General features: G+C 69.6%; 12 protein-coding genes. 1 reads left to right on the forward strand and 11 read right to left on the reverse strand.

Going from position 1 to position 9876, the window contains the following annotated elements; all coding sequences use genetic code 11:
* Positions 1-52 precede the first annotated feature (52 nt).
* Positions 53-376 (forward strand): thioredoxin, encoded by a 324-nt coding sequence (gene trxA, locus ACE3T2_RS18340; RefSeq protein ID WP_374534226.1) that lies wholly within the window; start codon positions 53-55, stop codon positions 374-376.
* A 40-nt stretch (positions 377-416) separates the two neighbouring features.
* Here trxA and ACE3T2_RS18345 read toward each other — a convergent pair whose 3' ends face one another.
* The 11 genes from ACE3T2_RS18345 to ACE3T2_RS18395 form a co-directional block, all read right to left on the reverse strand.
* Positions 417-1094: a spermidine synthase gene (locus ACE3T2_RS18345; protein WP_374660008.1), complete on the reverse strand. Its 678-nt coding sequence runs from the start codon at positions 1092-1094 to the stop codon at positions 417-419.
* Complete coding sequence (locus ACE3T2_RS18350; RefSeq protein WP_374660010.1) at positions 1091-2410, reverse strand: folylpolyglutamate synthase/dihydrofolate synthase family protein; 1320 nt, start codon at positions 2408-2410, stop codon at positions 1091-1093. The genes ACE3T2_RS18345 and ACE3T2_RS18350 overlap by 4 nt, the downstream gene beginning before the upstream one ends.
* 156 nt (positions 2411-2566) lie before the next feature.
* On the reverse strand, positions 2567-3496 hold the full coding sequence (gene accD / locus ACE3T2_RS18355; protein WP_374660012.1) for an acetyl-CoA carboxylase, carboxyltransferase subunit beta: 930 nt from the start codon (positions 3494-3496) through the stop codon (positions 2567-2569).
* A 6-nt stretch (positions 3497-3502) separates the two neighbouring features.
* The gene (trpA, locus tag ACE3T2_RS18360; RefSeq protein ID WP_374660014.1) at positions 3503-4336 is read right to left on the reverse strand and encodes a tryptophan synthase subunit alpha; all 834 of its coding nucleotides are present in this window, start codon (positions 4334-4336) and stop codon (positions 3503-3505) included.
* Positions 4333-4467 carry a hypothetical protein gene (locus ACE3T2_RS18365; protein ID WP_374660016.1) on the reverse strand — a complete coding sequence of 45 codons (135 nt, stop codon included), beginning with the start codon at positions 4465-4467 and terminating at the stop codon, positions 4333-4335. Before ACE3T2_RS18365 ends, trpA begins: the two co-directional genes overlap by 4 nt.
* A gap of 14 nt (positions 4468-4481) precedes the next feature.
* Positions 4482-5702, reverse strand: a complete 1221-nt coding sequence (gene trpB / locus ACE3T2_RS18370) for a tryptophan synthase subunit beta (protein ID WP_374660018.1) — start codon at positions 5700-5702, stop codon at positions 4482-4484.
* Positions 5703-5715: 13 nt separating this feature from the next.
* On the reverse strand, positions 5716-6360 hold the full coding sequence (locus ACE3T2_RS18375) for a phosphoribosylanthranilate isomerase (RefSeq protein ID WP_374660020.1): 645 nt from the start codon (positions 6358-6360) through the stop codon (positions 5716-5718).
* Positions 6361-6401: 41 nt separating this feature from the next.
* Positions 6402-6812: a large-conductance mechanosensitive channel protein MscL gene (gene mscL / locus ACE3T2_RS18380; protein WP_374660022.1), complete on the reverse strand. Its 411-nt coding sequence runs from the start codon at positions 6810-6812 to the stop codon at positions 6402-6404.
* Positions 6813-6892: 80 nt separating this feature from the next.
* Positions 6893-7174 (reverse strand): integration host factor subunit beta, encoded by a 282-nt coding sequence (locus ACE3T2_RS18385; RefSeq protein ID WP_374660024.1) that lies wholly within the window; start codon positions 7172-7174, stop codon positions 6893-6895.
* 217 nt (positions 7175-7391) lie between these two features.
* Positions 7392-9374, reverse strand: a complete 1983-nt coding sequence (locus tag ACE3T2_RS18390) for a DUF3857 domain-containing protein (protein WP_374660026.1) — start codon at positions 9372-9374, stop codon at positions 7392-7394.
* Between the two features lie 128 nt (positions 9375-9502).
* Positions 9503-9876: S1 RNA-binding domain-containing protein (locus ACE3T2_RS18395; RefSeq protein ID WP_374579528.1), on the reverse strand; the 374-nt coding region annotated here is incomplete at its 5' end.

A 9876-nucleotide genomic window follows, 5' to 3' on the forward strand; every position in this document is an offset into this window, starting at 1 on the left:
GATCGAGAGCCGCGGCCAAGCGTTTTTCAGGCCGGGCTATAAGGAGCTTTTCATGAGCACCGTGACGGTCACCGACGAGTCCTTCGACAAGGACGTTCTGCAGGCCTCCAAGCCTGTGCTGGTGGACTTCTGGGCCGAGTGGTGCGGCCCCTGTAAGCAGATTGCGCCCGCCCTGGAGCAGATCGCTTCGGAACTCGGCGAGCAGGTCACCGTGGCCAAGCTGAACATCGAGGACAGCCCCACGACGCCGTCGCGCTACGGCGTGCGGGGCATCCCGACGATGATGCTGTTCAAGGGCGGCCAGATGGCCTCCATGAAGGTCGGCGCCATGCCCAAGCAGAAGATCGTCGAATGGCTTAACGAAGCCGGCATCTAAATGCTGGGCGGCTGGTCCTCGCAGGAGGGCCGGCCGTCCGCTAGGCGGGCTTTGTCGCCAGCCAGATCACGTGCCGCGCCCCGCGCTTGCCGCCGGTGGCGCGGACGCCGAGTTCCTCAACATCGTAACCGGCCCGGCGCAGCCGCCGGGTGAACTGGTCGTCGCGGATCGCCGACCAGACCGCCAGCACGCCGCCCGGACGCAGGGCGCGACGGGCCGCGGCAAGGCCCTCGCCGCTATAGAGCCCGTCGTTCGCGGGCCGGCTGAGACTCTCCGGGCCGTTGTCGACGTCCAGCAGGATCGCATCGTAGCTTTCCCGGCCCGACCGGATCAGGTCGCTCACATCGCCCTCGACCAGAGTCAGGCGCGGGTCCTCCAGGCATCCGTCCGACAGGTGCGCCATCGGCCCGCGCGCCCAGGCGATCACCGCCGGAACCAGTTCGCCCACCGTCACCCGCGCGGTCGGGGGCAGGCTCTCCAGCGCCGCACGCAGGGTGAAGCCCATGCCGTAGCCGCCGATCAGCACATGGGCCTGCGGCCGGGCGCGCAGGCGCTCGCAGGCCAGGGTCGCCAGCGCCTTCTCCGAACCGCTGACCCGGCTGCTCATCAGCTCGATGGCCCCCGACATGATCGAGAACTCCGCGCCGCGCTGCATCAGCCGCAGTTCGCCGCCGCCGTCGGGCACGGCGGCGGTGTCGAGATGAACCCAGGGGATCATGTCGGCCAGGTCTCGGGGCTCATGGCCAGCACCTCGCCGGCGAAGTGCAGGCCGCCACAGATCAGGATGTGCGGCGCGGGGCCCGGCAGGGCGAGGGCCCGTCGCACCCCCTCCTCCACGTTCGCCACGATCTCCACCGCCAGCCCGGCCTGCGCCGCGGCCTGGGCCAGCTCGTCGGCGGGCGCGGCGTTGGGCGAGTCGAAGGTGGTCGCGAAGACCTGCGGGGCCAGCTCCTCGAAAGGCTGGAAGAAGCCCAGCGCGTCCTTGCGCGCGAACATCGCCGCCACCAGCACCAGCGGCCGCGGGTCGCGGGCTGTCAGCCGCCCCGCCGCCTCGGCCAGCGCGCGGCCCGCATGGGGATTGTGCCCGCCGTCCAGCCAGAGGTCCGATCCCCGCTCCGCCGCCAGCCGCGCCATCGGCCCCTCGGTGAGGCGCTGGAACCGCGCGGGCCAGACTGCGCTGGAAACCCCCTTGGCCAGCGCCGCCTCGTCGATGCGCGGGTCGCCCAAGGCCAGGGCCGCAGCCACGGCCAGGCCGGCGTTGGCGAACTGGTAGCCGCCGAGCAGGCTGGGGGCGGGCAGGTCGTAGAGCCGGTCTTCCATCTGCACCAGCAGCCGGCCGCGCTCCTCCCAGGCGTCGAAGTCGCGGCCCATCAGGGTCACGGGCGCGGCCAGCTTTTCAGCCTCGTCGAGGATGACGGCCTCGCCCTCCTCCATCTGGCGGGCGACCACCACCGGGCGGCCCTGCTTGATGATGCCGGCCTTCTCCCAGGCGATCTTGGAAAGCTCCGGGCCGAGCATCTCCAGGTGGTCGTAGTCGACCGGCGTGATCACGCTGACCGCCGGGGCGTCGAAGATGTTGGTCGCATCGAACCGCCCGCCCAGTCCCACCTCGACGATGCAGAGGTCGGCCGGCGTCTCGGCGAAGGCCTGGATGGCCAGGACCGTCGTGATCTCGAAGAAGCTTATCGGCTGGCCGGCGTTGGCCGCCTCGATCTTGTCGATCAGCTCGCTCATCCGCTCATCGGTGATCAGCGCCCCGGCCACCCGGATCCGCTCGGCGAAGCGCACCAGATGCGGCGAGGTGATGACGTGAACGCGCAGGCCCGCCGCTTCGGCGATGGCGCGCAGATAGGCGACGGTCGAGCCCTTGCCGTTGGTGCCGGCCACGTGGATCACCGGCGGCAGCCGCCGTTCCGGATGGCCGAGAGCCGCCAGCAGCCGCTCCACGCGCCCGGTGGTCAGGTCGATCAGAGACGGATGGTGCGCCCGCAGCCGCAGGATCGCCTCGTCCGATGCGCGGATGGGATCATACATGGGCGGCGGGCTCGCATTGGGGTCCGCCGCCTTCCCCGGTCGACCCGGCGAAGGCCGGGACCCAGGTCATAGGGCCCGGCGCTGGCGCGCAAAGCCTCGAGTGCAGCGGATGAAGCTGGGTCCCGGCCTTTGCCGGGATGAGCGGTTTAGGGGCGCTTAGGCGGCTTTCGAACGGTCGCGTCCCGCCATCAGGGTCTTGAGGATCGAGGCGAGCACGGGGCGCATCTCGGTGCGGCTGACCACCCGGTCGATCTGGCCGCGTTCGACCAGGAACTCGGCGCGCTGGAAACCCGGAGGCAGCACCTCGCGGATGGTCTGCTCGATCACCCGGCGACCGGCGAAGGCGACCATGGCGTTCGGCTCGGCCAGGTGGATGTCGCCCAGCATGGCGTAAGACGCCGTCACCCCGCCCGTGGTCGGATCGGTCAGCACGACGATATAGGGCAGGCCCGCGGCCTTCACCTCGTTCAGGGCCAGGGTGGTGCGGGCCATCTGCATCAGGGCCAGGGCCCCTTCCTGCATCCGCGCCCCGCCGGCGGCGGTGAAGATCACGAACGGGCAGTCGCGCTTGATGGCTTCCTGCGCGGCCTTGATGAAGGCCTCGCCGACGCCGACGCTCAGCGAGCCGCCCATGAACGAGAAGTCCTGCACGGACACGACGGCCGGCTGGCCCTCAATGGTCCCGTAGCCGGAGCTCAGCGCATCCTGCGCGCCGCTGGCCTTCCGCGCGCCCTTCAGGCGCTCCATGTAGGGCTTGGTGTCGGGGAATTTCAGCGGGTCGTCGACCACGCCCTTCGGGGGTTCCAGCTTCTCGTACTGGCCCTCGTCGAAGGTGTAGCGCAGGCGCTGCTCGGCGCCGATCCGCATGTGGTGGCCGGACGGGGTGACCCATAGGGCCGCCTCCAGGTCCGAGCGATAGATCATCTCGCCCGTGTCCGGGCACTTGACCCACAGGTTCTCGGGCGTCTCGCGCTTGGCGACGAGATTTCGCACGCCGGGGGCGATGCGCGACAGCCAGCCGCGCCGCTCCTTCGGCCCTTGGGGGCCTTTGCCCGGTTTGTCGTTTCGCTGTTCAGCCATCGCCATGGGTTTCTACACCGTGAGGCTTTCGACTCGCGCGGAGCGCACAGCCTTAGCCAAGGATTCGACTTTGGAAAGAACCCGGGCGGTCACAGATTCGTTCATTGCCAAGCCTGATGCGACCTCTTCGACCAGGGCCGAACCGACCACGGCGGCGTCGGCCACCCGGGCGATCGCGGCGGCCCGCTCGGGGGTCTTGATGCCGAAGCCGACCGCCACCGGCAGGCCCGAGGCCGCTCGCACGCGCGCGACGTTCGGCGCCACCGCTTCGGCGTCAGCCTCCTTCACGCCGGTCACCCCGGCGACCGAGACGTAATAGACGAAGCCCGAGGTGCGAGCGACCACCACCGACAGGCGCGCATCGTCCGTCGTGGGGGTCGCCAGCCGGATCAGCGACAGCTCGCTCGCGTCCAGGGCGTCGGCCAGCGGCCCTGCCTCTTCCGGCGGGATATCGACGCAGATCAGCCCGTCCACGCCCGCCGCGGCGGCGTCGCGCGCGAAGGCCTCGTAGCCGTGGTGCACCAGGGGGTTGGCGTAGCCCATCATGATGATCGGCGTCGTCTGGTCGCCTTTGCGGAACTCGGCCACCGCCGCCAGGGTCTTGTTCAAGGTCATGCCATGGGCCAGGGCCCGCTGGGCGGCGCGCTGGATCGGCGGCCCCTCGGCCATCGGGTCCGAGAACGGGAAGCCGACCTCGATCAGGTCGGCGCCGGCCGCCGGCAGGCCCTTCAGGATCTCCAGGCCGGTCGCATAGTCAGGATCGCCGGCCATGACATAGGCGACGAACGCGGCCCGGCCCTCCGCCTTCAGTGCGGCGAAGCGGGCGTCGATACGAGCTTTGGTCATTGCGAAACCCTGTGCACCGTCGGGGTCGCGTCCGCCTCGACCTTCACCTTGACGAGGCCCGTCGCCAGGCCCGCGCCGATCAGCAGCGCCACCGCCGCGATCAGCTGCAGCGCGTACTTCATGCGCGACATGGGGGCCGGCCCGTTCAAATCGTACGTCCCAGGTGGGCGGCGACGGTCGCCACGTCCTTGTCGCCGCGGCCCGACAGGTTCAGCACTACGATCCCGTCCTTGCCGACCTCCTTCACGACGTCCGGCAGGCGGGCCAGGGCGTGGCAGGACTCGATCGCCGGCAGGATGCCTTCCAGCTCGGCCAGCAGCGAGAAGGCCTCCAGCGCCTCCTGGTCGGTGCAGGTCAGATAGGTGGCGCGCCCCACATCGTGCAGCCACGAATGCTCCGGCCCGATGCCCGGATAGTCGAGGCCCGCCGAGATCGAGTGCGCCTCGGTGATCTGGCCTTCGTCGTCCTGCAGCAGATAGGTCATGTTGCCGTGCAGGACGCCGGGGCGCCCGCCGTTGATCGCCGCGGCGTGGCGGCCGGTCGACATGCCCTCGCCCGCCGCCTCGACGCCGTAGATCCGCACGCCCTCGTCGTTGAGGAACGGGTGGAACAGGCCGATGGCGTTCGAGCCGCCGCCGACGCAGGCGACGATCGCGTCCGGCAGCCGGCCTTCGGCCTCCAGGATCTGCTGCTTGGTTTCCTGACCGATCACGGCCTGGAAGTCGCGGACCATGGCCGGATAGGGGTGCATGCCCGCCGCCGTGCCGATCAGGTAGTAGGTGTCGTGAACGTTGGTGACCCAGTCGCGCAGGGCCTCGTTCATCGCGTCCTTCAGAGTCGCGGATCCGGCGGTCACCGCCTCCACCCGGGCGCCCAGCAGGTTCATCCGGAAGACGTTCGGCTTCTGCCGCTCGACGTCCACCGCGCCCATATAGACCACGCAGGGCAGGCCGAAACGGGCGCAGACCGTCGCCGTCGCCACCCCGTGCTGGCCGGCGCCGGTCTCAGCGATGATCCGGGTCTTGCCCATCCGCATGGCCAGCAGGATCTGGCCCATGCAGTTGTTGATCTTGTGCGAGCCGGTGTGGTTCAGCTCCTCGCGCTTCAGATAGATCTTCGCGCCGCCGTAATGGGCGGTCAGCCGCTCGGCGAAATACAGCGGGCTCGGGCGGCCCACATAGTGGGTCATGAAGCTGCGAAGTTCCGCCTGGAACGCCGGATCGTTCTTGGCCGCCGTGTAGGCTGCGTCCAGGTCATGGACCAGCGGCATCAGCGTCTCGGGCACATAGCGGCCGCCATAGTCGCCGAAGCGCCCGGAGGCGTCCGGATAGGCGGTGTAGTCGTTCGGTTTGGCTGGCGCGTTCACGGATTCTGCAACTTCAAGCGCGGCGGACAGCGTCGAGAAACGCCGTGATCAAGGCCGGGTCCTTTAGTCCGGGACCGCGTTCCACGCCAGAGGAAACGTCCACCAGCGGCGCGCCGGACCGTCGCACGGCCTCGCTTACGTTCCACGGATCGAGCCCTCCGGCCAGCAGCCAGGGCCGCTGGAAGCGCCGCCCTTCCAGCAGGGTCCAGTCGAAGGGCTCGCCCAGCCCGCCCGGCCGGTCGGCGTCCTTGGGCGGCTTGGCGTCGAACATCAGATGCTCGACCAGCGGCTCGTAGGCGCCGGCCGCAGCGATGTCCGCGCTCTCCGAGACCGGCAACACCTTGATGATCCCGCGGCCCGAGCGCTGGGCCACCTCGCGCACGCGGGCCGGGCTCTCCTTGCCGTGCAGCTGGATCAGGTCCGGCGACAGGCCCGCGACGATGGCGTCGACCTCGGCGTCGGTCGGATCGACCGCCAGGGCCACGATCTTGACGTTCCGCGCCCGGGCCGGCGGCGCCAGGCGCGCAGCCGCTTCCGGCGCGATGTTGCGTGGGCTCTTGGGAAAGAAAACGAAGCCCAGGAAGGCCGCGTCCCCGTCCAAGGCCGCCTTCACCGCCTCGGGCGTCGATAGTCCGCAGATCTTGGCGCGCACGCTCATAGGGCCGAGTTAGGCCCTCGCACGCGCCAAGCCAAGCCCCGTCAGGCCTTGGTCTTCAGAAGATCGCGGATCTCGGTCAGCAGCGCCTCGCTCGGGGTGGGGGCGGCGGGCGCGGCCTCGGCCGGCTGGGCGCGGCGCAGGCTGTTGACGCCCTTGACCAGGATGAAGATCACCCAGGCCACGATCAGGAACTGGATCAGGGTGTTGATGAAGGCGCCGTACTGAATCGCCACCAGTTCGCTGGCGGCCGTGGCCGGATCGTCCGGCTTCAGCACGAACTGCAGCTTCGAGAAGTCGATCCCGCCCAGCGCCAGGCCGATCGGCGGCATCACCACCTGATTGACCAGACTGTCGACGATCTTGCCGAAGGACGCCCCGATGATCACGCCGACCGCGAGGTCGATCACGTTGCCGCGGGCGATGAACTCGCGGAATTCAGAGAAGATGCTCATGGCTCACCGTCGAACAGCTTAAGGGCGGCCAGGATCGACCTAGCCGTTCCTATCGGTCAACTGGAAAGCCCGAAGGACTGCTAGTCGGCGTTGAGCCGCTCGCGCAGTTCCTTGCCGCTCTTGAAGAACGGCACGTGCTTTGCGCGCACGTCGACCGCCTCGCCGGTGCGGGGGTTGCGGCCGGCGCGGGCGTCGCGCGAACGGACCGACAGCGCGCCAAAGCCGCGAAGCTCCACCCGGCCTTCATTCTCCAGAGCCTGGATCATGCGCTCGAGAATCACGCCGACCACGCGTTCGATGTCGCGCTGGGTCAGATGCGGGTTCTCTTCCGCCAGACGGGCGATAAGTTCCGACTTGATCATGCCTATTTCCGTGTCCCCGAGCCGTGGGGAGACGGCCCATAGGCGTTCAACTAGGAGCAACAACTTCGCCGAACAAGCGCGCCCCGCTTAATTCGCTGGAAGCGAGCGGGACCATGGTCGAGTCCGGCAGGATGTTCAAGGCGCAAAGAGGGTTGACGCCACCGCCGCGCGCGCCGTCGCCGGCTTTTTTCTCATCGCCGCTCGCCCGCCAGGGTTGTCAGCCGGCTGGCTTCCCCGCCGCCTTGGGGGCGCGCACGAACGACTCCTGGGCGGCCATGGCCCGCAGGGCGCGATTGGCTGCGTCGATCTCGCTGGCGGGGATTTCCGGCGCGATGGAGCGCACATCCGCCTCGAAGCGGGCGACGCCGCCGGCGAGGGTCGACACCTGCTTGATCTCATGGCCGCCGACCGTCTGCGCGCTGTTCGGCCCGCGAATCGTGAAGCCCCGCCCGCCATCGGGCAGCACCACCTCGGTGATCGAGCGGTTGTACAGCGGATAGGCCAGCCCGTAGGGCGCGTCGCGGTTAGGGCCCGGCTCGCGGCGCGGAAACACCTTGGCGACGCCGGCGCCCGATCCCGGCAACCTGAACTCCTTGACCCCCAGGTCTGGATTGTCGCGCCAGTCGACCTCGGCCTTGCCGGTCATCACCAGCCGGAAGACGTCGGTGTCCGGATCGCTGTCCCAGCTCAGCCCCTCCAGGTCGATCCAGCTGAACTGCGAGGAGAAGGCCTGGCGGAGCGTCCGCTCCAGGTCCGCGCGCGGGGCGCGGGCCGCCATCTGGCGCAGGGCGGTGGCCGCGTCGCCGCGCACCTGCACCTCGATGCGCGCCGGCGCGGCGGAGTCGAGCCCCTTGGAGGCGTCCAGCCGGGCGATGGCGATCATTTGCGGCTCGTCGAGCGGCGGCTCGTCCACCCGCTCCAGCTCGGCGCCATCCTGGCGCAGCGGCAACGCCCAGCGCCAGGATGGCGGGCGCAGGGCGTCCAGCCCGCTGCGGTCGCCGCTGCGAGTGCCGTCCAGCCAATAGACCTTGCCGTCCACCGTGGCGCGCACCAGCACATGGTTGAAGGCCGACAGCGAGGGCAGGCGCTCGTTCATCCCATCGCCGCCGCCCAGCGAGACCAGAGCCGGTTCGGCCTGCACGCCCAACTCCTTCAGCAGCGCCAGCAGCAGCACGGTCTTGCCCTTGCAGTCGCCGAACCGGCGCTCCCAGGTCTCGTCGGCGGCCGCCGGCACATAGCCGCCCTCGCCCATGCCCAGGAACAGGTAGCGTGTCTGGTCCTCGACCAGCTTCAGCGCCGCGAAGGCGCGCTCCTTCTGGCTCTTGTTCGCCGCAGCGATCGCGGCGGCCTGCGCCTTGACGTCCGAGCCCGGCTTCAGCGCCTGGGCCTTGTCGAAAAGCGGCCACATAAGCTGCGAAACCTCGCCCCACGTCTGGTAGCTGGAGGTCTCCAGTTCGCCCACGCGCTGGAAGCGCAGCGGCGCGCCCAGCGGCGGCTTGGGCGCCGCGACCATCGTCGCGTCGCGCTCAAGCACGGTCCAGCCATCCTTGGTGGTCACGGTCGGCTCGCCGAACCCCTCGCTCGCCCGCCATTTCACCGGCTGGTTCTGCGGCCACGACACCCGGATGCGGTAGCGGCCCGCCAGGCCTGGATAGGCCAGCTTCTCGAAGTCGAAGGACCGGCCCTGGACGATCGGGTCGCGGCGAACAGTGGTCCAGGCCATATCGACCAGGTCGCCGACCTGCAGGCCCTCGATCTGGCGCGTGGCGGTCAGACGGCCGTCGAGCATCGAGCGTTCCAGGTTCTGCTCGCGCCGCAGCACCAGCACGTTCCTGCCGCCGTCCAGCAGGTCGATGGTCTTGCCGCCGCGGATGATGCGCAGGGCGTGCCAGCGGACCTCCTCGATCGACGGATCCCAGGTCACGCTGCGCGACTGGAAGCCCGCCAGGCCCTCGGTCCGGGCGACCTTGTAGATGCGGCGGTTGTAATAGGCGTCGCCCTGCGGCGAGAACCGGGTCTGGTTGTCGTCCAGCACCACCTGCACGGCGGCCGCCCCGTCCTCGGCCGGGGCTGGCGGGACCTCTGCGACCTGCACCCAGGGGGCGGGCGCGCCGTAGTTCGGCTTGTCGGCGGCGGCGGCCGGAAGGGCGCAGACCAGCGGCGCGAGCGCCACGGCGGCGAGCAGGGAACGAAACGGCAAGCGCGAACCTCCAGCAACGGGCCGCGCACGATACCCGGCATGGGCGAAAAGACTATCGCCCCAAAAGAAAACGGCGGACCGGTTTCCCGATCCGCCGTCAGCTTCAGACCTTCAGCAGGTCGTGAGGCTTAGTCCTTGCCGGCCTTCTCGCGAAGGGCCGCGCCGAGGATGTCGCCCAGCGAAGCGCCGGAGTCCGACGAGCCGAACTGCTCGATGGCTTCCTTCTCTTCGGCCATCTCCAGCGACTTGATCGACAGCGAGACGCGACGCGCCGCCTTGTCGATCTGGGTCACCTGCGCATCGACGCGGTCGCCCACGGCGAAGCGTTCCGGACGCTGGTCGGCGCGGTCGCGCGACAGGTCGGACTTGCGGATGAAGGCCGTCATCGGGGCGTCGTCGTCGCCGAACTTGACCTCGATGCCGCCGGTCGTGACCTCGGTCACCGTGACGGTGACGGTCTGGCCGCGACGGTAGGTGTCGCCTTCCATCGGATCGCCGGCCA

The sequence above is a fragment of the Phenylobacterium sp. genome (genome assembly GCF_041919955.1).
Taxonomy (GTDB): Bacteria; Pseudomonadota; Alphaproteobacteria; order Caulobacterales; family Caulobacteraceae; genus Phenylobacterium.

Bases quoted from the DNA above. Each gene is read 5' to 3' on its own strand.
- trxA (WP_374534226.1), top strand. From the start codon at position 53: ATGAGCACCGTGACGGTCACCGACGAGTCCTTCGACAAGGACGTTCTG.
- ACE3T2_RS18345 (WP_374660008.1), bottom strand. From the start codon at position 1,094: ATGATCCCCTGGGTTCATCTCGACACCGCCGCCGTGCCCGACGGCGGC.
- ACE3T2_RS18350 (WP_374660010.1), bottom strand. From the start codon at position 2,410: ATGTATGATCCCATCCGCGCATCGGACGAGGCGATCCTGCGGCTGCGG.
- accD (WP_374660012.1), bottom strand. From the start codon at position 3,496: ATGGCGATGGCTGAACAGCGAAACGACAAACCGGGCAAAGGCCCCCAA.
- trpA (WP_374660014.1), bottom strand. From the start codon at position 4,336: ATGACCAAAGCTCGTATCGACGCCCGCTTCGCCGCACTGAAGGCGGAG.
- ACE3T2_RS18365 (WP_374660016.1), bottom strand. From the start codon at position 4,467: ATGTCGCGCATGAAGTACGCGCTGCAGCTGATCGCGGCGGTGGCGCTG.
- ACE3T2_RS18375 (WP_374660020.1), bottom strand. From the start codon at position 6,360: ATGAGCGTGCGCGCCAAGATCTGCGGACTATCGACGCCCGAGGCGGTG.
- mscL (WP_374660022.1), bottom strand. From the start codon at position 6,812: ATGAGCATCTTCTCTGAATTCCGCGAGTTCATCGCCCGCGGCAACGTG.
- ACE3T2_RS18385 (WP_374660024.1), bottom strand. From the start codon at position 7,174: ATGATCAAGTCGGAACTTATCGCCCGTCTGGCGGAAGAGAACCCGCAT.